This window comes from Halomonas saccharevitans (assembly GCF_900116405.1).
GTDB classification, from domain to species: Bacteria; Pseudomonadota; Gammaproteobacteria; order Pseudomonadales; family Halomonadaceae; genus Halomonas; species Halomonas saccharevitans.
This window is the reverse complement of record NZ_FPAQ01000001.1, coordinates 39,403-62,577: the sequence shown is the minus strand read 5'-3', so window position 1 is coordinate 62,577 and position 23,175 is coordinate 39,403. Positions and strand designations below refer to the sequence as shown.

Sequence of the window (23,175 nt, the reverse complement as noted above, 5' to 3'; positions counted from 1 at the left end):
TCGTTCACGAATCAGCCCTTGGGAATGTCCTTGCGCGGATCATGGAACGGCTTGGGCACCACTACCGCATCCTGCACGCCGGTGTTGGCCTCGATGCGCAGCGACGTGCCGAGTTCGGCGTGGGAGACCGGCACCATGGCGTAGCCGATGTTGCGCTCCTGGCGCGGCGAGCGGGTGGCCGAGGTCACCTTGCCGATCACTGCCCCACTGCTGTCGTGGACGGGGAAGAAATCGACCATCGAGCCGTCGGTGAAGTAGCCGATGCTCGGACCGTCGATCTCCACGCCCACCAGCTTGCGGGAGACACCCTCGGCCTTGATGCGCTCCAGGGCCGCGCGCCCGACGAAGTCGTCGTCGCCGCGCAGGTCGACCATCCAATCGTAGCCCATGCCCACCTCGAAGGGGTTGGTGTCGTACCAGATGTCGCAGCCGAAGGCGAGGATACCGCCCTCGATGCGACGGATATGACAGGGGCCGATCACCTGCATGCCGTGGGGCCGCCCCGCCTCGAAGACCCGCTGCCAGAGGGCCTCGCCGTGGCGGGTCGCCTCGCGCAGATAGATCTCGTAGCCGATCTCGCCGGAGTAGCCGGTCCGCGAGATGACCACCGACATGCCGTCGAGTTCCGCCTCCATGAGGTGGTAGTAGGGAATCTCCAGCACCCGCTCGCCAAACAGGTCCACCATCACCGCCTTGGCATGGGGCCCCTGGACCTGCACCGGCGCCACGTCCACCTCGCGGATGGTGACGTCCAGCCCGGCGTGGTAGGCCAACCCCTGGCACCACAGCAGCACGTCGCTGTCGGCCAGCGACAGCCAGAAGCGGTTCTCCTCGATGCGCAGCAGCACCGGGTCGTTGATGATGCCGCCGTCATCCGCGGTGACGAAGACGTACTTGCACTGGCCGACCTGGCAGTGGCGCATGTCCCTCGGCACCAGCCGCTGGGTGAAGGTGAAGGCATCGGGACCCGAGATCTCGATCTGGCGTTCCACGCCCACGTCCCAGAGGGTGACGCCCTCCACCAGCGCCCAGTACTCGTCGACGGGGTCGGTGTAGAGGCGCGGATGATAGTGATGGTTGTAGACGCTGTACTTGCGCACCCCGTGGCGCCGCGAGGCGTAGAAGAACGGCGACTTGCGGATCCGCGGGTAGAGCAGGATCTCCGGTGCCGTCTGGGTGTGGTCGATGCGTTCGATGACCTGGGACATGATCGTCTCTCCTGTGCTGATGCGGGGCCCTGCCATGCGACCTCGAGGCGAATGCCGGAAGGCCGTTCATGCCCTCGAAACTAGTCCCCCGGGCTCGCCCCCGCGGCACCAGCGGCGACTGCCACTTTGGTCTCAGCGACAGCCGGGGCATGGCGCCCGGCTCCGCTCACCGCGCGGCGCCCGTCACGGTCGCCGCGGGCAAAGAACCGGTCGGCCAGAGCAAACGGGCCGCGCCGGCCTGGCTTATGGTGAAGCCAAATGCGGCGAGCGCATCGGCATCGGAGAGCGGCCATGACAACACTACCCAAGCACGCAGACGCGGTGATCATCGGCCAGGGCGGCATCGTCGGCGCCTCGGTGGCCCACCACCTGATCGAACTGGGATGGACGAACCTGGTGGGTCTCGAGAAGTCCGCCATTCCCTCGGACATCGGTTCCACCTCCCACGCCTCGGACTTCTGCTACATGACCGCCCACGACAAGATGTCGTGCTACACCACCACCTACAGCCGCGAGTTCTACGAGCGCCGTGGGCACTATCAGCGGGTGGGAGGCATCGAGATCGCCCGAGTGGGCGACGAGGCGCGCATGGCGGAGCTTAAGCGCAAGGTCGCCTCGGGCAAGGCCTTCGGCACCAACGCGCGGCTCATCGGGCCGGACGAAGTCGTCGAGCGCTTCCCGCTGCTCGAGCGCTCGATGATACTGGGGGGCCTCTGGGACCCCGACGCCGGGCTGGTGGTGCCCCGCTCGCAGCAGGTCGCGGGGGAGCTGATCGAGCAGGCGGTGGCCTCGGGCAGTCTCCAGGCCTTCGCCGACACCCCGGCCACCGACATCGACGTCCAGGACGGCCGGGTGCGTGGCGTCATGACCGCCCGGGGCTATATCGCCACCCCGGTGGTGATCGTCACCTCGGGAATCTGGGGCCCGATCCCCGCGGCAATGGGCGGCGCCAGCCTGCCGCTGATGCCGGTGGAGCACCCGCTGATGTTCTTCGGCCCCTTCGACGCCTTCGCCGGCACCGGCAAGGAGATCGGCTATCCGCTGCTGCGCGATCAGGGCAACTCGGCCTACCTGCGCGACACCGGCGATCCCAAGAGCACCGAGGGCGGACAGCTCGAATGGGGCTACTACGAGGCCTCCGCGCCGCGCCTGGTCGCCCCCACCGACATCCTCGAGCGTGAGCAGGCACGGCTCTCGCCCTCCATGCGCGACCTGGAGATCGACCAGGTGATGGAGGCCTTCGAGCGCGCCATCGAGCTGACCCCGATACTCGGCGAGCTGGGCTGGGACGAGAAGCACTCCTTCAACGGCCTGCTCTCGGTCACCACGGATGGCGGCTCGCTGGTCGGCGAGGCGCCGGAGACCCGCGGCCTGTGGCTCTGCGAGGCGGTCTGGGTCAAGGACGGCCCCGGCATGGGCAAGGTGCTGGCCGACTGGCTGACCCACGGCCGCCCGACCCTCGACCCCCACGGCATCGACATCGCCCGCTTCTACCCGGTGCAGAAGACGCCGCATCACGTCGTCGGACGCTGCCGGGAAATCGCCCAGAAGATCTACGATCCGCCGGTGCACCCTCGCGAGCCCTTCGCGACGGGCCGCAACCTGCGCCGCAGCCCCTTCTGGCCTCGCGAGGAGGCCCTCGGCGGCCACTTCATGGAGGTGGTGGGCTGGGAGCGCGCCCACGGCTACGGCGCCAACGAGGCGCTGCTGGAGCGCTATGGTGACCGCGTGCCCGAGCGGCCCGACGAGTGGGATGCCCGCCACTTCTGGCGCGTCTCCAACGCCGAGCATCTCGCCCTGAGCGAGGGCGTGGGCATGATCAACCTCTCCCACTTCGCCATCTTCGACGTCACGGGCATTGAGGCCGAGGCGCTGCTGGAGTATCTCTCGGTGGCGCGGGTGGGGGGCGAGACGCCGCTGGGCAAGGGGATCTACACCCACTTCCTCGATGATGCCGGCGGCGTGCATTCCGACCTCACCGTGGTGCGCCTCGCCGCGGACGGCTTCCGGGTGATCTGCGGCGGCGACACCGGCCACCGGGACCTCATGTGGATGACGCGGATGGCCGAGGCCCGGCAGCTGACGCGCCTGCACGTCGAGGATCGCACCGACGGCCTGGCCACCCTGGGGCTCTGGGGCCCGGAGGCGCGGCGCACCCTGCAGGCGCTCGCCGACGATCCCGCGGCACTGGAGGATGACGCCTTCCCCTTCGCCACGGCCCGCGAGATCCGGGTACGGGGCCTGCCGATCTGGGCCTTTCGCATCTCCTACGTCGGCGAGCTGGGCTGGGAGCTCTACCTGCCGTTCAGCTACGGGCTGACCCTCTGGGACCTGCTGTTCGAGCAGGGTGTGACGCCGGTAGGCATCGAGACCTACGCCAACAGCCGGCGTCTCGAGAAGAGCCTGCGGCTGCAGAACGTCGACCTGCTGACCGAGTACAACCTGGTCGAGGCGGGCCTGGCGCGTCCCAAGGTCAAGCCGGTGGAGTTTCATGGCAAGGCCGCCTACCTGGCCCATCGCGAGCGCCCTCAGCAGCCGGCTTACCTCTGCACCCTGACCATGACGGATCACCATGACGCCCGGGGCGTGGCGCGCTACCCGGTAGGACACTCGCCGATCCTCGACCCGGACAGCGGCGAGGTGCTGGTGGATGCCCTGGGGCGCCGCTCCTACGTGACGAGCATCGCCTACGGCCCTTCAGTTCAGAAGATCATCGCGCTGGGCTATCTGCCGGTAAGCCACGCCCGGGTCGGCCAGACGCTGAGCATGGAGTACTTCGGCGAGCGCTATCCGCTGAGGGTCGAGGCGGTCGGCTATCGTGCCCTCTACGACCCGGACAACCTGCGACCCAAGAGCTGACAACGAGCAACGACGAGCCGGGGGGACGACGTCTCCCCGTAACCTTTACAACCCTTAGACTTCCTCGACCCGCGGCGCGTCGGGGCGACCCTCGCCCGGCGACTCCGCCGTGCCGACCGCGCGATCACTGCGCCGCGAGCGCTCCCGGCTGGGCGAGTGGCCGAAGCGATCGTGGTAGCACTTGGTGAAGTGCGGGGGCGAGATGAAGCCGCAGGCCAGGGCCACGTCGGTGATCGGCATATGGGTCTGGCGCAGCAGCAGGCGGGCGCGCAGCAGGCGCAGGTCCATGTAGTACTTCAGCGGCGGACAGCTCACGTAGCGCTGGAAGAGCCGCTCCACCTGGCGGCGCGAGAGATCGGAATAGCGGGCCAGCTCGTCCAGGGAGAGCGGCTCCTGCAGGTTCGCCTCCATCAGCGTCGCCAGCTCCTCGAGCTTGGGATGGGTGCGGCCGAGGCGCACCCGCAGCGGGGTCCGCTGGCGGTCGCCTACCTCGCGAATCCGCTCATGGATGAACTCCTCGGCAATCGCCTCGGCCAGCGCCAGGCCCTGCTGGCGGCCGATCAGGGTCAGCATCATGTCCAGGGGCGCGATGCCGCCGGAGCAGGTGTAGCGGTCGCGGTCGATGACGAACAGCTGCGGGGTGAAGGTTACGGCGGGAAACATCAGCGCCTCGTGGATGCTCGAGATGTGCTCCCAGTGCAGGGTACAGCTGTAGCCGTCGAGGACCCCGGCCTGGGCGAGCACATAGCCCCCGGTGCACACCCCACCCAGCGGGATGCGACGCCGGGCCAGCCGGCGCAGCCAGGCGAGGGTATCGCGATCGCAGCAGTGCTGGACGTCCATGCCGGCGCACACCAGCACCAGATCCAGCGACAGTCCATCCTCCATGGCGCAGTCCACCGCCATCTCCAGGCCACTGCTGCCCCGCACGGGGCGACCATCAGGGCTGACCAGATGCCAGGTATAGAGCCGGCGGTCGGCGAGGTGGTTGGCCATGCGCAGGGGCTCCAGCGCCGAGGAGAAGGCGAGCAGGGAGAACCCCGGCAGCAGCACGAAGCCGATGTCGTAGTGGTCCTTGTTCGGGGCATGCAGATTCGGGGAATGCAGGGATTCCATCGATTGCCCTCCTCACCATCGTCGCCTACCTGGACTCTAGTCAGAGTTTCTTCCCCGCAACAGCGCCGCGGCTTGCGCATCGACGACGCGCACTTTGCTCGCGGCGCCGCGACTCGCCCAACGAGGCCCTGCGCCCGGCCTTGAGGTGTCGCTGCGGCCAAGCCTGCTGACGCCCACGGGCAAGCTCTCGGCCCGGCGGACACGAATACTGTAACTAAAGACGACTGAGGCGATCGACGTCCCGGTAGATGCCCCAGGTGAATGACCCAGGAGACGCGGCGATGACGAGCCAACCGCACGACCTCGGCCAGGCGCGAGCCTGCCCCCCCAGCAACCTGGCGATCGCCCGAGACGCCCGGCTGTGGCCCATCGAGGAGATCGCCCACCGCCTGGGCGTGCCCGGAGAGACGGTGGAGCCCTACGGGCGGGGCATCGCCAAGCTGGACCTGGCCGCCGTAGACGCGCTGGCTGAGCGTCCCCGGGCGCGCTACGTGGTGGTCTCGGCGATCACTCCCACGCCGCTGGGCGAGGGCAAGACCACTACCGCCATCGGCCTCGTCCAGGGCCTCCAGCAGCTCGGCCACGCCGCCACCGTCACCCTGCGCCAGCCCTCCATGGGCCCGACGCTGGGCATCAAGGGCGGCGCCGCCGGCGGGGGCTACAGCCAGGTGGTGCCCATGGAGCGCATCAACCTGCATCTGACCGGCGACATCCATGCGGTCTCCGCCGCCCACAACCTGCTGGCGGCGATGATCGACAACCACCTCTATCACCGTCTGGGCAGCGACCTGGACCCGCAGACCATCACCTGGCCGCGGGTGATGGACATCAACGACCGCGCGCTGCGCCATGTCGTCACGGGACTCGGCCCACCCGCCGACGGCCTCCCCCGCCAGAGTGGCTTCGAGATCACCGCAGCCTCCGAGGTCATGGCGATCCTCGCCCTGGCGACATCACTACAGGACCTGCGGCGCCGCCTGGGGCGGATCCGCGTCGGCACGACCCACGACGGCGAGCCGGTCACCGCCGAGGAGATCGGCGCGGCGGGCGCCATGACCGCGCTGCTCAAGGAGGCGATCAAGCCCAACCTGCTGCAGACCCTCGAGCACGCGCCGGCACTGATCCATGCCGGCCCGTTCGGCAACATCGCCCATGGCAACTCCTCGATCGTCGCCGATCGCATCGGCCTGCACGGCGGCGACTATCTCGTCACCGAGGCGGGCTTCGGGGCCGACATGGGGGCGGAACGCTTCTTCAACATCAAGTGCCGCGCCTCGGGGATGGTCCCGGATGCCGCGGTGCTGGTGGTCACGGTGCGGGCCCTGAAGTTCCACTCCGGGCGCTATGCCGTGACGCCCGGCCGGCCGCTGCCCATGGCGATGCTGGCGGAGAGCCCCGAGGACGTGCACGCGGGCGGCGCCAACCTCGTCAAGCAGATCGACAACCTGCGCGCCCACGGCGTCACCCCGGTGGTGGCGATCAACGCCTTCCCCTCCGACCATGCCAGCGAGCACGCCGCGATTCGCGACATCGCCGAGGCCGCCGGGGTGCGGGCCGCGGTATCCACCCACGTGCGTGACGGGGGCATCGGCGCGCTGGAGCTTGCCCAGGCCGTGGAGGCCGCCGCCGAACAGGGCAGCGACTTCCACCTGCTCTATCCCGACGAGATGCCCCTGGACGCCAAGATCGAGCGCATCGCCACCCGCCTCTATGGCGCCGCCGATGTCACCTTCAGCCCCGAGGCCCGCCGCCAGCTCGACCTCTACCAGCAGCAGGGGCAGGGACACCTGCCCGTGTGCATCGCCAAGACGCATCTCTCGCTGTCGTCGGATCCGACCCTGCGCGGCGCCCCCACCGGCTGGACCCTGCCGGTGCGCGAGGTGCGCCTCTCCGCCGGCGCGGGCTTCGTCTATGCGCTGTGCGGCGATATCCGCACCATGCCGGGCCTCGGAAGCGACCCGGCCGCCGCGCACCTCGACATCGACGACCACGGCGAGATCACCGGACTGTTCTGAGCGTGGCGATCGCGGGGGCCGGACGCCAGCGGACGGCGTCCGGCGATCACATGCAGCGGTGGAACAGCGTCCTGAGATCCTCGACGGTCAGCGCCACCGGATTGCCGCCGCAGCTGGGGTCCTGAATGGCCATCTCGGCCAGCTCGTCGATGCGCTCGGGGGTGGCGCCGAGTTCGGCGAGGGTGCGCGGGATGCCCATGCGGTCGTTGAGATCCTGCACGAAGGCCTGGAACCCCTCGAAGCCGCCCTCGATGCCCAGGTAGGCGGCCGCACTGTCGAAGCGCTCGCGGATCGCCTCGGCGTTGAAGGCAAGCACCGCCGGCATGCAGACCGCATTGGTGGTGCCGTGGTGGGCATTGAACACCGCGCCGATGGGGTGGCTCAGGGCATGGATGGCACCCAGCCCCTTCTGGAAGGCGGTGGAGCCCATCATCGCCGCGCTCATCATGTGGGCCCGGGCCTCGAGATCGGTGCCGTCGGCGTAGGCGCGCGGCAGGTACTCCTTGACCAGCCGCATGCCTTCCAGGGCGATGCCCTGGCTCATCGGGTGATAGTGCGGGCTCGAGAAGGCCTCGACGCAGTGGGCGAAGGCATCGAGCCCGGTGCCGGCGGTGATCGCCCGGGGCATGCCCACCGTCAGCTCGGGATCGCAGAGCACCACCCGGGGCAGCACCCGGGGATGGAAGATGATCTTCTTCTCGTGGGTCTCGGAATTGGTGATGACGCTGGCCCGCCCCACCTCGGAGCCGGTCCCGGCGGTGGTGGGCACCGCCACGATGGGGGCGATCGCCTCGGCATCGGCCCGGGTCCACCAGTCGCCGATGTCCTCGAAGTCCCACACCGGGCGCGTCTGGCCGGACATGAAGGCCACCATCTTGCCCAGATCCAGCCCCGACCCGCCGCCGAAGGCGATCACCCCGTCATGGCCGCCCGCCCGAAACGCCTCGACGCCCGCCGCCAGGTTGCGCTCGTTGGGATTGGGGTCGACCTCGGCGAAGAGCCCCCGGCCGAGGCCCGCGGCCTCGAGGATATCCAGCGCGGCGGCGGTGATCGGCAGGTCGGCCAGGCCGCGATCGGTCACCAGCAGCGGCCGCGCCATGCCCGCCTCGGCACAGGTCTCGGGCAGCTCCTTGAGCCGCCCCGCGCCGAAGCGGATGGCGGTGGGATAGGTCCAGTTGCCGGTCAGCGTCATCTCGTCACCTTCTTTAGCATGATGTTGTTTTCTTTAAGCTGTTGTTTTCTCTAAGCTGTTGTTTTCTTTAAATAGTAGGACTTGGGTCGCGTGAGGTTGTGATAGCCGATCACCGAGAGGCTGCCGCCGCGCCCGGTCTCCTTGCAGCCGGTCCAGCACAGGCCCGGGTCGAGGTAGTCGGCGCGATTCATGAAGACGGTGCCGGTCTCGACCCGGTCGCCGACGCGCTGGGCACGCTCGATATCGGCGGTCCAGAGGCTCGCCGTCAGGCCGAACGGGCTGTCATTCATCAGCCGGATCGCCTCCTCGTCGTCGCTCACCCGCATGATGCCGACCACCGGCCCGAAGCTCTCGTCGCGCATCACGCGCATGTCGTGGGTCACCTCGGTCAGGATCTGCGGGGTCAGGTAGGCGCCTCCGTCGTCGGCGGGCTTTCGCGGGATATGCGCCCTCGCCCCGTCGGCCAGGGCCTCGTCGATCTGGGCGCGCACCTCGGCGGCGAAGCGCACGTGGGCCATCGGCCCGATGTCCGTCTCGGCGTCCAGCGGGTCGCCCAGGGTGTAGGCCTCGACCACCGCCACGGCCTTCTCGACGAAGGCATCATAGAGGCTCTCATGCACGTAGATCCGCTCGATCCCGCAGCAGCACTGCCCCGAGTTGAACATCGCCCCGTCAATCAGTGTCGCGACGGCGGCCTCGAGGTCGGCATCCTCCATGACGTAGCCCGGATCCTTGCCGCCGAGCTCCAGGCCCAGCCCGGTGAAGGTGCCGGCCGCCGCCTGCTCCATGGCGCGCCCTCCGCCCACGGACCCGGTGAAGTTGACGAAGTCGAAGGCGCGCTCGGCGATCAGCCGTGAGGTGGTGTCGTGATCCAGGAAGACGTTCTGAAACACCGCCTCGGGCACGCCGGCCGAGTGGAAGGCACGCGCCATCCGCTCGCCGACCAGCAGGGTCTGGGTGGCGTGCTTGAGCAGCACGCTGTTGCCGGCGATCAGCGCCGGCGCCACGCAGTTGATCGCCGTCATGTAGGGGTAGTTCCAGGGCGCCACCACCAGCACCACGCCGTGGGGCACGCGCTTGATATAGCGCTTGACCGTGGCGTCCTCGCCGACCGAGATATCGGCCAGCGCCTCCTCGACGATAGCCGCCATGTGGCCGCCGCGCTCCTCGACGCCGCCGAACTCTCCACCGTAGCGCACCGGGCGGCCCATCATCCGCGCCAGCTCCGGCACCACCTCGTCGTTCATCGCCCCCAGCGCGGCGATGCCGGCGCGCACCAGGTCGATGCGCTCCTCGAGGGGCCTGGCCGCCCAGTCGCGCTGCGCCGTGCGGGCTCGGGCGGCCGCCTGCCGGGCGGCCTCGATCGAGAGCGCGTCGCGCTCGGCGAACACCGATCCGTCGATCGGCGAGATACATCTCAAGGTGTGACCCATCATTCTCTCCTGTTGGTGCCCGCTCGCCGCCGACATCATGAGCGCTCGAAGCCGCGCGCCACCTCGTAGTCGGTGACCACGCGGGCGAAGTCCTCCATCTCCACCTCGGCGGCCCGGGCGTAGTGATCGACCACCGCGTCGCCCATGGCCTCACGCAGCATGGCCGACCCGTATAGGGCCTCACGGGCATCGCGCAGGGTCTGCGGAATCAGCCCCGACTCCCCCTCGTAGGTGTCGCCCTCGGCGGGCGGCGGCAGCGCCAGGCGCTCCTCGATGCCCTTGATGCCGGCGGCCAGCTGCCCGGCCATGGCGAGGTAGGGATTGAGGTCCGAGCCGCCGATGCGACACTCGATGCGCACCGCCCGGGTGCTCTCGGCGCAGAGGCGAAAGCCCGCGGTGCGATTGTCCACCGACCAGACCGTGCGCGTGGGCGCGAAGGAGCCCTTCTGGAAGCGCTTGTAGCTGTTGATGTAGGGCGCCAGGAAGTAGGTGAAGTCGGGCGCGTACTTCAGGAGCCCGGCCAGGTAGTGCTGCATCAGCGCCGACATGCCCCGCGCCTCGCCGTCGTCGTGGAAGGCGGGCACGCCCTGGCGCCACAGCGACTGGTGAATATGGGTGGAGCTGCCGGAATGGTCGTGGTGCCACTTCGGCAGGAAGGTGACCGCCCGCCCCTGCTGCCAGGCGATCTCCTTGGTCGCGTGCTTGGCGATGGTGTGGTAGTCCGCGGTGTCGAGGGCCTTGGCGTAGCGGATGTTGAGCTCCTCCTGCCCAGACCCGGCTTCCCCCTTTGTGCCCTCTACGGGAATACCCGCCGCGTAAAGGTGATTGCGCAGCGGGCGCAGCACGTGCTCTTCCTTGGTGGTCTGAAAGAGGTGATAGTCCTCGTTGTAGCCGCTGATCGGCTGCAGGTCGCGAAACCCCTCCTTGCGGATCTCGTCGAGGGGCTTCTCGAACAGGAAGAACTCCAGCTCGGTGGCCATGATCGCGTCGAAGCCCATCCCCTCCAGCCGCTCGAGTTGACGCTTGAGGATGGCCCGCGGCGCGTGGGCCACCGGCTCATGGGTATGATGGTCCAGCACGTCGCAGAGCAGCATGACCGTGCCCTCGAGCCAGGGCACGGGCCGCAGCGTAGCGAGATCCGGCTTCATGATGTAGTCGCCGTACCCCGCCCGCCAGGAGGTGCTGGCGTAGCCGTCGGGGGTTTCCATCTCGAGGTCGGTGGCCAGCAGATAGTTGCAGCAGTGCGTCTCCTCCCAGCCATGCTCCACGAAGTGGCGCGCGTGGAGCCGCTTGCCCATCAGCCGTCCCTGCATGTCGACGATGCACACGAGCACGGTGTCGACATCGCCACTCTCCACCTGGACCCTCAGGGCCTCGAGGGCGTCCAAAGCCTGCGCGTTGGTCATTTCTGAACTTCCTCACTGATCACCACGACGGGGCCCGTACTCGGCCGGGCCCCCTCCCTGAACGGCATGCCCCGACAGTCGCCGGGGCATGGGAGCGACTCACGCCTGGCCGTAGCGATAGGGTCGTCCGGCCTTGCGCATGTCGGCGTTGTACTGCTTGAAGATCTCGACCACGCGGGCCTTGGTCTCGGATTGCGCGGCGATCTCGTCCCAGAATTCCTGGGCCGCCGCTTCCACCTGATCCCACTCGGCATCGGGAATCGTGGTCAGCTCGAGCTTCTCACCGTGCACGCGCAGTCGCGCCTCGCCGCCCCAGTACCAGTGCTGGCGATAGTAGTGGGACTGCTCGCAGCACACCTCGAACAGCAGCCTGAGGTCTTCCGGCAGCTCCTCCCAGCGCTCCATGTTGACGAAGAAGTGACCGATCCAGGCACCCGAGATGTTGTTGGTCAGGAAGTAGTTGGTGACGTCCGCCCAGCCCACCGTGTAATCCTCGGTGATGCCCGACCAGGCGATGCCGTCGAGCTCACCGGTCTGCACGGCCACCTCGATGTCCTCCCAAGGCAAGGTCACCGGCACCACGCCGAACTGCGACAGGAAGCGCCCGGCGGTGGGGAAGGTGAAGATGCGCTTGCCCTCGAGGTCCTTGAGGCTGCGGATCGGCTCCTTGGTCACGAAGTGACAGGGATCCCAGGCCCCGGCGCTGACGTGCTTGACGCCGACCTTGGCGTACTCCTCCTCCCAGATCTCCTTGAGGCCGTACTGGTTGAAGAGCACCGGCACGTCGAGGCTGTAGCGCGAGCCGAAGGGGAAGTAGCCGCCGAAGACGGTGACCTCGGTGGGCGAGGCCATGGAGTCGTCGTCCGACTGCACCGCATCGATGGTGCCGCGCTGCATCGCCCGGAAGAGCTCGCCCGTCGGCACCAGCTGATCGGCGTAGTAGAGCTCGATCTGCATGCGATCCCCGGCGATGCGGTTGAACAGGTCGATGGCCGGCTTGGCGACGTGTTCGGCCAGGGCCGCGCCGGCATAGGTCTGCATCCGCCACTTGATGGTGGGCTCGGACGACGACTGAGCCATGACCCTCGATGCCAGCGGGGCGATGGCCGCACCGGCCGCGGCGGTGATCAGAAACTTGCGTCTTGTTGTCATTGTGTCGCTCTCCTGGTGGTGATACCGGATGGTGCGTGGATGCGGCCCCTGTCGAGGCTCTTGTTGTTGTGGCTGCTGATATGGCTGTTGTCGTGACTGACGTGACTGACGTGGGTGTCGCCGACGGCGGCCGTCGACTGCCCGGCCCCCTTTCCCACATCAGTGCCCATAAATGTAGCCCGGAAGCCAGAGTGCGATCTGCGGAAAGAGCATCACCAGGCTCAAGGCGACGGTCATCACCAGCACGAAGGGCAGAATCGACAAGTAAATATCGCGAAGTCCGATCTGGGGCGGCGCCATGGCGCGCATCAGGAAGAGGTTGTAGCCGAACGGCGGCGTCATGTAGGCGATCTGGGTAGTGATGGTGTAGAGCACGCCGTACCAGATCAGGTCGAAACCCAGCGCGTCGACCAGCGGCACGTAGAGCGGCGCCACGATCACCAGCATGGCGGTGTCGTCGAGGAAGGTGCCCATGACGATGAAGCTGAGCTGCATCAGGATCAGGATCATCCAGGGCGAGAGCCCCAGGCGATCGGTGAACAGGTCCTCAATGGCCTTGACCGCGCCCAGGCCGTCGAAGATGGCGCCGAAGGCCAGCGCCGCCAGGATGATCCACATGAACATGCAGGAGATGGCCAGGGTCTGGCGCACCGAGACCTCGAACACCCGTCGCGTCATGCGCCCCTTGAGGATGGCGGCCAGCAGCGCGGTCATCGCCCCGACGGCGGAACTCTCGACCAGCGATGTCCAGCCCTTGACGAAGGGCACCATCATCACCGCGAAGATCACCAGCGGCAGCAGCCCGGCCCGCAGCAGGCGCAGCTTCTCGGCCCAGGAGACATCGCGCTCCTCGATGGGCAGCGCGGGCCCCAGGGACGGCTGCAGGCGACAGCGCACATAGATGTAGATGATGAAGAGCGTCGCCATCATCAGCCCCGGCAGCACGCCGGCCAGCCACAGTTGCCCCACCGGCTGGCGGGCGATCATCGCGTAGAGCACCAGCACCACCGAGGGCGGCACCAGGATGCCCAGGCTCGACCCCGCCTGGATGACGCCGGTGACCATGATCTTGTCGTAGCCGCGCCGCAGCAGTTCGGGCAGGGCGATGGTGGCGCCGATGGCCATGCCGGCCACCGAGAGCCCGTTCATCGCCGAGATCAGCACCATCAGCCCGATCGTGCCGATGGCGAGACCACCCCGCACCGGCCCCATCCAGACGTGGAACATCCGGTAGAGATCGTCGGCGATACGGCTCTCCGAGAGCACGTAGCCCATGAAAATGAACATCGGCAGGGTCAGCAGTGGGTACCATTTCATCAGCTTCATCGCCGAGGAGAACGGGATATCGACCCCGCCGGTCCCCCACAGCAGCACCCCTGCCAGGGCGCCGACGAAGCCGATCGCGCCGAACACGCGCTGGCCGGTGAACAGCATCAGCATCATCGAGCCGAACATCACAATGGCGATCATCTCGTAGGGCATCAGTCGATCACCCCGCGCAGACGGCCGATATCCCGGAAGAACTCGGCAGAGGCTTGAAGGATCATCAGAAATACCCCGAGGCACAGAATGGTCTTGATCGGCCACAGCCACGGCCGCCAGGCCGTCGGGCTGCGCTCCAGGAAGCCGAGCTCCTCGCCCGCCGCCGAGGGCCCTTGGGTCACGAAGGTGCCGACGAGGTCGAGGAAGAAGCGGAAGGGTTCATCGCCGAAGTAGCCGAGGGAGTAGGCCGTCGACACCAGCCCACCGTAGAGCAGGACGCCGAGGTAGAAGATCAGGAAGAACACCGTGATGGCATCGACCCAGGCCTTGGTTCGTGGGCTCCACTCGCCATAGAAGAGGTCCATGCGCACGTTGGAACCCAGCTGGATCGAGTAGGGACCGCCCAGCACGAAGTAGGCCACCATGACGAACTGCGCGACCTCCAGGGTCCACATCGAGGGGGTCATGAACACCTTGGAGGCCGACGACCACAGCAGCACCCCGATCAGCACGAAGATCAGGTACATCGCCATGCGCCCGATGGCGCGGTTCATGGCATCGATGGCGCCGATGTAGCGCAGGATGACCTTAGGCATCGGGCGCGCCCTCCCCTAGGCTTGACGCGACACCGAGAGTGGCCAGCGCCGGATGGATCAGCCGACACAGCTCCTCGGCGATCGCCTGTTGATCCTCGGGGGTGGCCAGCAGGTCGTTGCGCACTTCGATCATCACGTTCGCGATGCCCTGACCGATGCCGTGAAGCTTGAGAGAATGGGTCACGCCGTCCTCGGGACCGTAAGGATCGTTGCGCCGAATGCACCGGTGGGACAGGCGGTGCGCCTCGGCCAGCATCGCGTCGGCCAGGCGTCGATCGGCATCGTGGAGGATGCCGATCTCAACCTCGCGGCGCTCACCGTGAAAGCTCGGCGTGAAGCTGTGCAGGGTGATCAGCACGCTGGGGATGGCGCGCGCCCGCCGGTCGGCCAGCACGCCCGTCACGGCATCGCAGAACGGCCGGTAGACGGCCTCGACCCGAGCGGCGCGCTCGGCCGCATCGAGGCCGCGATTGCCCGGCACGTCGATCACCTCCACGCGCGCCGGCATGGCGGTTTCCGCCTCGGGAGGCCGGTTGCAGTCGTAGACCAGCCGCGAGACCCGGCTCGCCACCAGCGGGGCATCGAGCCACTCACAGAGCGACACGGCCACGCCGCGAGCGCCGGGGTCCCAGGCGGCGTGACTGCGCCGATGCGCGGGCGCGAGGCCGAGCCCCTGATAGCAGGCGGGGATGTGATGCGAGGCATGCTCGCACAGCAGCACCACGGGGCCTTGGCCGTGCCGATGACGGATCTCGACGCTTGGGTTGGACGGTTCGCTTACGCTTGACATCTGGGCTCCTCCACGCTCCTGTAAAGATATAGACGCGTGAATGTCAGCGTGTCAATATTTCTTCAGAGCCCGCGTCAACGCTGCTTCGCCACGCGCATCGTCGCCTGGGGGCAGGCGAAACCGCAGGACATACGGGAAGGAAGCGCCTTGACGAACCTCGATTCCAGCGCCACCGTGCGCGCACTGATCCGCCAGCACTACTCGGCGCTGACGCCCTCGGAGCGAAAATTCGCCGATGCGCTGCTCGACAACTATCCCGCGGCAGGGCTGGCCTCGATCACCATCGTGGCAAGCAACGCGGGGGTCTCCTCCCCCACCGTGGCGCGGATGGTCAAGAAGCTGGGGTTCAAGGGCTATCCGGAGTTTCACAAGGCGCTGCTGGGCGAGCTGGAGGCGAAGGGCGTCGGGCCCACCCAGCGACGCGACAACTGGTCGGCCGAGGCGCCGGAGACCCACCTGCTGAATCGCTTCGCCCAGGCGGTCACCACCAACCTGCAGCTGACCTTCTCGCATATCGAGACGGCGAGGTTCGATGGGGCGACGCGCCAGCTGGCCGATGCCGAGCGGCGCCTCTACATCGTCGGCGGGCGCATCACTCAGGCGCTGGGCGACTATGCCTTCACGCACTTCCAGGCGGTGCGCCCCGGCGTCACCCACCTGACCTCGTCCTCGGGCACCTGGCCGCACTACGTGCTCGACATGCAGCCGGGCGACACCCTGCTGATCTTCGATATACGCCGCTACGAGACCAACCTGCTGCGCCTGGCGGAGATGGTGCACAAGCGCGGGGTGACCATCGTGCTGTTCACCGATCAGTGGGGCTCGCCGATCGCGTCACTGGCCGACTTCACCTTCCACTGCTGGGTAGAGATTCCCTCGGGGTGGGATTCCAACGTCTCGACCATGATGCTGCTGGAGACCATGATCGCCGCCGTCCAGGAGCAGCGCTGGCCAGAGGCTCGGGAGCGCTACGAGCGCCTGGACGAGCTGTTCGACATGACCCATTTCTTTCGCAAGTTCACCTGAGCGACGCCACTCGGCGCCGACGCTGCCTCTCGATCAGACGCCCAGGCGATCCCGGACCTGGTAGTACCAGGCGCCGACGGCGGAGAGCGGCACCCGCAGCATCCGCCCGCCGGGGAATGGCAGGTGCGGCAGGTCGGCGAAGGCGTCGAAGCGTGCCTCGCGACCGGTCATCGCCTCGGCGATCAGGCGCCCGGCCAGGTGAGTGCAGGTCACGCCGTGGCCGGAATAGCCCTGGGCGTAGTAGACGTTGTCGTTGAGCACGCCGAACTGCGGTAGCCGGTTGAGCGTCATCAGGAAGGTGCCGCTCCATGCGTAGTCGACCCGCACGTCCGAAAGGCCCGGGAAGGTCTTCTCCATCTTGGAACGAATCACCGCCTCGATGTCGGCCGGGTCCTGGCCGCCATAGTTGACGCCGCCGCCGTAGATCAGGCGGTGGTCGGCGGTCAGCCGATAGTAGTCGAGCAGGTAGTTGCAGTCCTCGACGGCGAGGTCGTTGGGCAGCAGCGATCGGGCCCGCTCCTCACCCAGCGGCTCGGTGGCGATGATCTGGGTGCCGCAGGGCATCGACTTGCCCTCCAGCGCCGGCATGATGCCCTGGTGGTAGGCGTTGCCGGCCATCACCACCCGCTCGGCCCGCACCATGCCGCGAGGCGTGGAGAGGCGCACCGGCTGGCCGTGCTCGACGGCCGTCACCGGGGTGTATTCATGGATCACGCCGCCCAGAGACTCCACCGCGGCGGCCTGGCCCAGCACCAGGTTGAGCGGATGCAGGTGGCCGCCGGAGTGATCGACCAGCGCGCCCACGTAGCGCTCGGAGGTCACCTCGCGCTTGACCGCCTCTCCTTCCAGCAGTTCGAGCTCACGGTGGCCATAGCGCTCCCAGAGCGCCTTGTGCTCGACAAGCCCCTTGAACTGCTTGTCGTTGCAGGCGGCGAAGAGGTTGCCGTCGCGCAGGTCGCAGTCGATGCCGTAGCGCGCGATGCGCTCGCGAATGATGCGGTTGCCCTCGAAGGCCATGTCGCCCAGCGCCAGAGCGGTCTGCTCGCCATACCTCGCCTCGATCACATCCATGTCGCGGCTGTAGCTGTTGACGATCTGCCCGCCGTTGCGCCCGGAGGCGCCGAAGCCGACTCGGGCCGCCTCCAGCACCACCACCCGATGGCCCTGCTCGGCCAGGTGCAGGGCCGCGGAGATGCCGGTGAAGCCGGCGCCCACCACGCACACGTCGCACGCGATCTCGCCTTCGAGGGCCGGGCGCGCCGGGGCGGGATTGGCCGAGGCGGCGTACCAGGATGCCACGTGGTCGGTGGTGGGAGAGTCGCTCATGAAGGCCTCCGGAGTGGATGTTTTATTCAACTATTTTTTCCATGATAAGAGCACGAACGCCGCGAAGACAATTATTGTGGTATTAAATAATCAACACTCAAGAGTGCCGAGGAAAGCCCCGGCGTTATCGAAAAACCATGCAGGACTCAGCGACTGCGCGCCTCGCTCCACAGCTCCTGGAGCAGCTGCAGCTGATCGCCGCTTGCCGAGGGGGTGAAGTGCAGCCGTGCACGATCCGCCTCATCGGGCATCACCGGCGGCTGGCGCAGCGCCTCGTCCACCATCGGCAGGGCGGCCTCGTTGGGCGTGGTGTAGAAATTATAATTGGCCAACTGCGCGGCGACCTCCGGGCGCAACAGGTACTCGATGAAGGCACGAGCGGCCTCGGGGTTGGGGGCGCGCGCCGGGATCGCCAGCACGTCGACCCAGCGCTGGGAGCCCTCCTCGGGGATGAAGAAGCCCAGCGAGCCGTAGGTCGCCGGATCCTCGGCGCGCTTGGCGGCCAGATCGCCGTTGTAGGCGATGCCGGCCCGGATCACGCCGCTGGCGACCTGCTCGATGGCCGCCGTGGCGCCGACGAAGCCGACGAAGTTGTCGCGACCCCGGGTCTCGATGACCAGCCGCGCCGCCTCGACCCAGGGCGCCTGGCCCACGCAGTCAAAGCCGGCGCCCTGGAAGGCACAGGCGGTGCCGAAGGTGAACTGGGCATCGCCCTTGAGCAGCGCGAAGGGGTAGTCGGCGTTGACCTCGGGATCATAGAGCAGGCCCCAGCTGGGGTCAGGGTTCGCCCAGGTGTCGGTGTCATAGACGATGCCGGTCGCGCCCCACAGGTAGGGCACGGTGTAGTCACCGCCGGGATCGAAGCTCGGCGTGCGAAACTCCTCGAGGATATGATCGTGGCCCGCGAGGGTCTCGCCCGGCGCGGTCAGCGGCTGGATAAGGCCGGCATCGATCAGGCGCGGGACGAAATAGTCGGAGGGCACGATCAAGTCGTACTGAGCATCTCCCCCCGCGGTCAGCTTGGCGAAGAGTTCGGCATTGGCGTTGTAGTAGTTCTGCACCACCTCGAGCCCCGTCTCCGCCTCGAAGGCCTCGATGATCTGCGGATCCATGTAGCTGGACCAGTTGAACAGCCTGAGCTTGCCGTCGTCGGCCGCCGCGGCGGCGCCAAGCGTCAGCAGCCCCAGGCCGGCCAGCGCCGCAGCGTATCTCGGTTTCAGCATCATCACTCTCCCTGATGGTCTTGGCGCACCAGGCGGCACGCCCTTTCGGCCCGGAGGGCACTCGTTCTCGAGTACCCGATCAAGCATGCTCGGATCGCTCTCTCGCCTAGACGCGCAGCAGCAGGTGCTCGCGCTCCCAGGAGCTGATGACCTGGAAGTAGGCGCGGTGCTCGGCGCGCTTGACCGCCAGGTAGCTGTTGACGAAGCGCTCGCCGAGGATGTCGGCCAGCGGCTGGCAGTCGTGGAGCATGTCCAGCGCCGGGCCGATGTCGTCGGGCAGCTTGTTGCCGCCGGACCAGGCGGAGCCGACCATCGGCGGCCGGGGCTCGAGCCGGCCCAGCATGCCCAGGTAGCCGCAGGCCAGCGAGGCCGCCATCACCAGATAGGGATTGGCGTCGGCCCCCGCCAGGCGGTTTTCCACCCGAGTCGCCTCGGGGGTGGAGACCGGCACGCGCAGCCCCACGGTGCGGTTGTCCATGCCCCACTCGACGTTGATCGGCGCCGAGCCGCTGGTCTCGGTGCGCATCAGCCGCCGATAGGAGTTGACGTTGGGCGCCAGCAGCGGCATCACCGAGGGCAGGTAGCGCTGCTGCCCGCCGATGAAGGCGTGGAAGAGGCGGCTGGGCTGGCCGTCCTCGTCGGCGAAGACGTTATGCCCCTCCTTGCTGTCGAGCAGGCTCTGATGGATGTGCATCGAGCTGCCCGGCTCGCCCGCCATGGGCTTGGCCATGAAGGTGGCGTACATGCCGTGGCGCAGCGCCGTCTCGCGCAGGGTGCGCTTGAACATCACCACCTGGTCGGCCAGGGCGAGCGGATCGCCGTGCTGGAAGTTGACCTCCATCTGGCCGGCGCCCTCCTCGTGAATCAGGGTATCCAGGTCCAGGTTCATGGCGTCGCAGTAGTCGTACATCTCCTCGAACAGCGGATCGAACTCGTTGACCGCGTCGATGGAGAACGACTGGCGGCTGCTCTCCTGGCGCCCGGAACGCCCGACCGGCGGCTCCAGCGGATAGTCGGAATCGGTGTTGGTCTTGACCAGGTAGAACTCCACCTCCGGCGCCACCACCGGCCTCCAGCCGCGAGCCGCATAGAGGTCCAGCACGCGCTTGAGCACGTAGCGCGGCGCCAGCTCCACCGGCTCACCGGTCAGGTAGAAGCAGTCGTGGATGATCTGCACGGTCGGATCCTCGGCCCAGGGCACCGGATAGATGGCGCTCGGGTCGGGCACCAGCTCCATGTCACGCTCGGCGGGGTTCCAGAAGCGGATGTCCTCGTCATCGGGATAGCCGCCGGTGACCGTCTGGATGAAGATCGAGTCGGGCAGCCGCGGGCGACCGCCCTTGAGGTACTTGCCGGCGGGCATGATCTTGCCCTTGAGGATGCCGGTCAGGTCGGAGACCAGGCATTCGACCTCGGTGATGCCGTGCTTCTCGAACCAGTCGTTGAGGAGCGGCTGCTCCTGTCGGTTACTCATGGGATATTCCTTGCTCGCAATGGCGAGCCCCCGGCCCGATGCCGGGGACTCTTCGCTCAGCGGGACTGGACCTCGGACCACAGCTGCTGGAAGGTCTGCAGGGCATCGCCTTCCAGGCTCGGGGTGAAGCGCAGTCGCTCCATGTCGGCCTCGCTCGGCTGGACGGGGGGCTTGGTCAGCACCTCGTCGAGATACGGCGTGGCGGCGGCATTGGGGCTGGCGTAGTAGTTGTAGTTGGAGAGCTGGGCGCCGACCTCGGCCTCGAGGATGAAGTCGATGAACTTGTGCGCCATGTCCGGGTTGGGCGCCTCAGAGGGAATCAGCATCGAGTCCACCCACATCTCGGCGCCCTCGTCGGGAATCATGAAGTCGAGGGTAGCGAAGGAGTCGGGGTCCTCCTCCTTGAAGAACAGGTAGTCGCCGTTGTAGGAGAGCCCCACGTGGGTCACGCCGCGGGCCAGCTGCTGCAGGGCGGGGGTGCCGTCGGTGAAGCCGCTGAAGGTCTCGCGTCCCTTGGTCTCGATGAGCAGCCGCGCGGCCTCTTTCCAGGCGTTCATGTCGGTGCAGTCGTAGCCGTGGCCGAGATAGGCGCAGGCGCCGCCCATGCTGACCTGACCGTCGCCCATCAGCGCGAACGGGTGCTCGGGATTGGCCTTCGGATCGAACATCAGCGACCAACTCTTGGGTGCCTCCGGGAAGGTCTCGGTGTTGTAGACGATCCCGGTCGTCCCCCACTGGTAAGGCACGGTGTACTCGGCGCCGGGATCAAAGGCCGGGTCCTGGAACTGCGCCATGATATTGTCGAGATTCTCGAGCTTCGACTTGTCGAGTTTCTGCACCAGGCCGGTCTGAATCAGCCGCGGCACGAAGTAGTTGGAGGGCACGATAATGTCGTACTGGGAGACCCCGCCGGCATTGAGCTTGGCGAACATCTCGGGCAATGAGTTGAAGTAGTTCTGCACCACCTCGACGTCGTAACGCGCCTCGAAGGCCTCGATGATCTCGGGGTCCATGTACTCGGTCCAGTTGAACAGATAGAGCTTGTTCTCCTGGGCCTGGACGCTGCCGGCGAGCAGCAGGCCGCCCAGGGACAGGGCCAGGATCTTCTTGTTGTTGGGCATGTCGACTCTCCTCGTTTCCCGCGGGAAGGTGCGCCGGCTCAGGCGTGCCGGCGACGGCTGAACAGCAGGCTCATGATGGCGGCAATGGCCACCGCGCCGATCATCAGCGTGGCGATGGCGTTGATCTCGGGGGATACCCCCTTCTTGATGGCGCCCCAGATGTAGATCGGCAGGGTCGCGCTCTCGGGACCGGCGGTGAAGAAACTGATCACGAAGTCATCCACCGACAGCGTAAAGGAGAGGAAGAAGGCCGAGATCAACGCGGGCTTGATGGTCGGCAGCATGAAGTGGACGACCCGTTTGAACGGCGAGGCGTAGAGATCCTTGGCGGCCTCGAACAGCGTCGGGTCTAGCCCCACGAAGCGCGAATAGATGATCAACGCCACGAACGGAATCTGGAAGGTCACGTGGGCGATGATCATGGTCCCGAGTCCCGGCTGCAGCAGCCCGGTCAGGCGGTGGATCTGCACGAAGAAGGCCATCTCCGAGATGCCGAAGACAATATCCGGCAACACGATGGGCAGGTAGATCAGCACGATCAGCCAGCCGAGCTTGCGGTGGCGATGGCGATACATGCCGTAGCCGATCAGACAGCCGATGACGAGGGCAATCACCGAGGAGGTGATCGCCAGCACCAGGCTGTTGGCGAAGGCCGAAAGGATCGCCTCGTTGCCCATCAGCTGGTAGTACCAGCGCAGCGAGACGCCGGTGAAGCTGGCGGCACTGTTGGCGGCATTGAAGGAGAACAGCACCACCACCGCCAGCGGAAGGTAGAGAAACGCCAGGGTGGCCCACCAGAAGGCGGTCAGGCCGCGCTTGAGCGTGCGCTTTCTCATATCACCACCTCCTCGCCGCCACCCAGGCGCTTGCCGATGCGACGCATGGCGAACAGCCCGATGAAGGTGGCGATCAGCATCAGGATCGCGCCGGCCGCGCCGAGCGGCCAGTTGGCGCCGCCCGAGAACTGTGTGGCCACCAGGTTACCGAGCATCATGCCCTTGCCCCCGCCCAGCAGCTCAGGGATCACGTACATGCCGAAGGCGGGAATCGCCACCAGCACGATGCCGGCCAGCAGCCCCGGCAGGGTCTGGGGGAAGACCGCGTGCCAGAAGGCGCGCACCGGCGAGGCGAAGAGGTCCTGAGCGGCCTCGACCTGGGCGGTATCGAGTTTCTCGAAGGCGGCGTAGAGCGGCAGCACCATGAAGGGCAGGAAGTTGTAGACCAGGCCCAGGGTAACCGCGAAGTTCGAGGGATAGAGCCCCATGTTGGGCGCGATCAGGCCCAGCCCCTCGGCCAGGCCGGAGAGCGGCGTGCCGGGGGCCAGCAGGTTCATCCAGCCGAAGGTGCGGATCACCTGGTTGGTCCAGCTCGGCACCACCACCAGCAGCAGCATGATCGGCCGCCACTTCTCGCGGCAGGTGGTGATGTAGTAGGCGATCGGATAGGCCACCAGCACCACGAGGCCCGTGGAGACGGCCGTCTGCCACAGCGAGCGCAGCAGGGTGTAGAGGTTGCCGGGGCTCCAGCCAAGGAAACCGAAGCCCGCCAGGCGCTCGAACGACGCAAGCGAGAGCGGCATCTCCGGCAGCCCGTAGGGACCGTTGGTCATGAAGGCCACGCCCATCAGGTAGGCGCCGGGCAGCACCAGAAAGATCACGATCCAGATCGCCCCGGGGGCCACCGTGAACAGCAGGTGGCGCGCCTCGCGGACCATGGCGCGGCTGCGGGCGGACGGCATCACACCGTTGTAGGCCAT

At 67.3% G+C, this 23,175-nt stretch carries 18 protein-coding genes; 3 read left to right on the top strand and 15 right to left on the bottom strand.

The window, feature by feature from the left end:
- Nucleotides 1-11: 11 nt before the first annotated feature.
- Nucleotides 12-1,208: a glycine cleavage T C-terminal barrel domain-containing protein gene (locus tag BM388_RS00270; RefSeq protein WP_089845999.1), complete on the bottom strand. Its 1,197-nt coding sequence runs from the start codon at nucleotides 1,206-1,208 to the stop codon at nucleotides 12-14.
- Nucleotides 1,209-1,499: 291 nt separating this feature from the next.
- Here BM388_RS00270 and BM388_RS00265 point away from each other — a divergent pair, with 291 nt between their 5' ends.
- A complete protein-coding gene (locus BM388_RS00265) occupies nucleotides 1,500-4,067 on the top strand; it encodes a GcvT family protein (RefSeq protein ID WP_089845997.1) in 2,568 nt (855 codons plus the stop codon).
- 54 nt (nucleotides 4,068-4,121) lie between these two features.
- On the opposite strand, the gene BM388_RS00260 is transcribed toward BM388_RS00265, so the two are convergent.
- Nucleotides 4,122-5,183 (bottom strand): GlxA family transcriptional regulator, encoded by a 1,062-nt coding sequence (locus tag BM388_RS00260; protein WP_089845995.1) that lies wholly within the window; start codon nucleotides 5,181-5,183, stop codon nucleotides 4,122-4,124.
- Between the two features lie 281 nt (nucleotides 5,184-5,464).
- Here BM388_RS00260 and BM388_RS00255 point away from each other — a divergent pair, with 281 nt between their 5' ends.
- Nucleotides 5,465-7,198: a formate--tetrahydrofolate ligase gene (locus BM388_RS00255; protein ID WP_089845993.1), complete on the top strand. Its 1,734-nt coding sequence runs from the start codon at nucleotides 5,465-5,467 to the stop codon at nucleotides 7,196-7,198.
- Between the two features lie 46 nt (nucleotides 7,199-7,244).
- Here the strand turns inward: BM388_RS00255 and BM388_RS00250 are convergent, their stop codons facing one another.
- From BM388_RS00250 to BM388_RS00220, 7 genes are all read right to left on the bottom strand, one after another.
- Nucleotides 7,245-8,390 (bottom strand): iron-containing alcohol dehydrogenase, encoded by a 1,146-nt coding sequence (locus BM388_RS00250; RefSeq protein WP_089845991.1) that lies wholly within the window; start codon nucleotides 8,388-8,390, stop codon nucleotides 7,245-7,247.
- Between the two features lie 50 nt (nucleotides 8,391-8,440).
- Entirely contained in the window at nucleotides 8,441-9,823 is a 1,383-nt protein-coding gene (locus tag BM388_RS00245) for an aldehyde dehydrogenase family protein (protein WP_089845989.1), read from the bottom strand.
- A gap of 35 nt (nucleotides 9,824-9,858) precedes the next feature.
- Nucleotides 9,859-11,229, bottom strand: a complete 1,371-nt coding sequence (locus tag BM388_RS00240; protein WP_089845987.1) for a glutamine synthetase family protein — start codon at nucleotides 11,227-11,229, stop codon at nucleotides 9,859-9,861.
- A gap of 99 nt (nucleotides 11,230-11,328) precedes the next feature.
- Nucleotides 11,329-12,381, bottom strand: coding sequence for a TRAP transporter substrate-binding protein (locus BM388_RS00235; RefSeq protein WP_089845985.1), 1,053 nt, complete (start codon nucleotides 12,379-12,381; stop codon nucleotides 11,329-11,331).
- Between the two features lie 159 nt (nucleotides 12,382-12,540).
- Nucleotides 12,541-13,863 carry a TRAP transporter large permease gene (locus BM388_RS00230; RefSeq protein WP_089845983.1) on the bottom strand — a complete coding sequence of 441 codons (1,323 nt, stop codon included), beginning with the start codon at nucleotides 13,861-13,863 and terminating at the stop codon, nucleotides 12,541-12,543.
- Nucleotides 13,863-14,459 (bottom strand): TRAP transporter small permease subunit, encoded by a 597-nt coding sequence (locus tag BM388_RS00225; protein WP_089845981.1) that lies wholly within the window; start codon nucleotides 14,457-14,459, stop codon nucleotides 13,863-13,865. The genes BM388_RS00230 and BM388_RS00225 overlap by 1 nt, the downstream gene beginning before the upstream one ends.
- The gene (locus BM388_RS00220) at nucleotides 14,452-15,249 is read right to left on the bottom strand and encodes an N-formylglutamate amidohydrolase (RefSeq protein ID WP_089845979.1); all 798 of its coding nucleotides are present in this window, start codon (nucleotides 15,247-15,249) and stop codon (nucleotides 14,452-14,454) included. Before BM388_RS00220 ends, BM388_RS00225 begins: the two co-directional genes overlap by 8 nt.
- 147 nt (nucleotides 15,250-15,396) lie before the next feature.
- On the opposite strand from BM388_RS00220, the gene BM388_RS00215 reads away from it, so the two are divergent.
- Nucleotides 15,397-16,275: a MurR/RpiR family transcriptional regulator gene (locus BM388_RS00215; RefSeq protein ID WP_089845977.1), complete on the top strand. Its 879-nt coding sequence runs from the start codon at nucleotides 15,397-15,399 to the stop codon at nucleotides 16,273-16,275.
- 33 nt (nucleotides 16,276-16,308) lie between these two features.
- On the opposite strand, the gene BM388_RS00210 is transcribed toward BM388_RS00215, so the two are convergent.
- From BM388_RS00210 to BM388_RS00185, 6 genes are all read right to left on the bottom strand, one after another.
- Nucleotides 16,309-17,601 (bottom strand): NAD(P)/FAD-dependent oxidoreductase, encoded by a 1,293-nt coding sequence (locus tag BM388_RS00210; protein WP_089845974.1) that lies wholly within the window; start codon nucleotides 17,599-17,601, stop codon nucleotides 16,309-16,311.
- 146 nt (nucleotides 17,602-17,747) lie between these two features.
- A complete protein-coding gene (locus BM388_RS00205; protein WP_089846329.1) occupies nucleotides 17,748-18,824 on the bottom strand; it encodes a polyamine ABC transporter substrate-binding protein in 1,077 nt (358 codons plus the stop codon).
- Nucleotides 18,825-18,930: 106 nt separating this feature from the next.
- A complete protein-coding gene (locus BM388_RS00200) occupies nucleotides 18,931-20,298 on the bottom strand; it encodes a glutamine synthetase family protein (RefSeq protein ID WP_089845972.1) in 1,368 nt (455 codons plus the stop codon).
- A 56-nt stretch (nucleotides 20,299-20,354) separates the two neighbouring features.
- The gene (locus tag BM388_RS00195) at nucleotides 20,355-21,419 is read right to left on the bottom strand and encodes an ABC transporter substrate-binding protein (RefSeq protein ID WP_089845970.1); all 1,065 of its coding nucleotides are present in this window, start codon (nucleotides 21,417-21,419) and stop codon (nucleotides 20,355-20,357) included.
- A gap of 38 nt (nucleotides 21,420-21,457) precedes the next feature.
- Nucleotides 21,458-22,255 (bottom strand): ABC transporter permease, encoded by a 798-nt coding sequence (locus BM388_RS00190; RefSeq protein ID WP_089845968.1) that lies wholly within the window; start codon nucleotides 22,253-22,255, stop codon nucleotides 21,458-21,460.
- On the bottom strand, nucleotides 22,252-23,175 hold the full coding sequence (locus tag BM388_RS00185) for an ABC transporter permease (protein WP_089845966.1): 924 nt from the start codon (nucleotides 23,173-23,175) through the stop codon (nucleotides 22,252-22,254). The genes BM388_RS00190 and BM388_RS00185 overlap by 4 nt, the downstream gene beginning before the upstream one ends.

What these genes read in the sequence shown, in the direction of transcription:
- BM388_RS00255 (WP_089845993.1), top strand. Translation starts at nt 5,465, where the DNA reads ATGACGAGCCAACCGCACGACCTCGGCCAGGCGCGAGCCTGCCCCCCC.
- BM388_RS00205 (WP_089846329.1), bottom strand. Translation starts at nt 18,824, where the DNA reads ATGCTGAAACCGAGATACGCTGCGGCGCTGGCCGGCCTGGGGCTGCTG.
- BM388_RS00260 (WP_089845995.1), bottom strand. Translation starts at nt 5,183, where the DNA reads ATGGAATCCCTGCATTCCCCGAATCTGCATGCCCCGAACAAGGACCAC.
- BM388_RS00245 (WP_089845989.1), bottom strand. Translation starts at nt 9,823, where the DNA reads ATGGGTCACACCTTGAGATGTATCTCGCCGATCGACGGATCGGTGTTC.
- BM388_RS00270 (WP_089845999.1), bottom strand. Translation starts at nt 1,208, where the DNA reads ATGTCCCAGGTCATCGAACGCATCGACCACACCCAGACGGCACCGGAG.
- BM388_RS00235 (WP_089845985.1), bottom strand. Translation starts at nt 12,381, where the DNA reads ATGACAACAAGACGCAAGTTTCTGATCACCGCCGCGGCCGGTGCGGCC.
- BM388_RS00230 (WP_089845983.1), bottom strand. Translation starts at nt 13,863, where the DNA reads ATGCCCTACGAGATGATCGCCATTGTGATGTTCGGCTCGATGATGCTG.
- BM388_RS00220 (WP_089845979.1), bottom strand. Translation starts at nt 15,249, where the DNA reads ATGTCAAGCGTAAGCGAACCGTCCAACCCAAGCGTCGAGATCCGTCAT.
- BM388_RS00185 (WP_089845966.1), bottom strand. Translation starts at nt 23,175, where the DNA reads ATGGCCTACAACGGTGTGATGCCGTCCGCCCGCAGCCGCGCCATGGTC.
- BM388_RS00210 (WP_089845974.1), bottom strand. Translation starts at nt 17,601, where the DNA reads ATGAGCGACTCTCCCACCACCGACCACGTGGCATCCTGGTACGCCGCC.
- BM388_RS00265 (WP_089845997.1), top strand. Translation starts at nt 1,500, where the DNA reads ATGACAACACTACCCAAGCACGCAGACGCGGTGATCATCGGCCAGGGC.
- BM388_RS00225 (WP_089845981.1), bottom strand. Translation starts at nt 14,459, where the DNA reads ATGCCTAAGGTCATCCTGCGCTACATCGGCGCCATCGATGCCATGAAC.
- BM388_RS00250 (WP_089845991.1), bottom strand. Translation starts at nt 8,390, where the DNA reads ATGACGCTGACCGGCAACTGGACCTATCCCACCGCCATCCGCTTCGGC.
- BM388_RS00190 (WP_089845968.1), bottom strand. Translation starts at nt 22,255, where the DNA reads ATGAGAAAGCGCACGCTCAAGCGCGGCCTGACCGCCTTCTGGTGGGCC.
- BM388_RS00195 (WP_089845970.1), bottom strand. Translation starts at nt 21,419, where the DNA reads ATGCCCAACAACAAGAAGATCCTGGCCCTGTCCCTGGGCGGCCTGCTG.
- BM388_RS00200 (WP_089845972.1), bottom strand. Translation starts at nt 20,298, where the DNA reads ATGAGTAACCGACAGGAGCAGCCGCTCCTCAACGACTGGTTCGAGAAG.
- BM388_RS00240 (WP_089845987.1), bottom strand. Translation starts at nt 11,229, where the DNA reads ATGACCAACGCGCAGGCTTTGGACGCCCTCGAGGCCCTGAGGGTCCAG.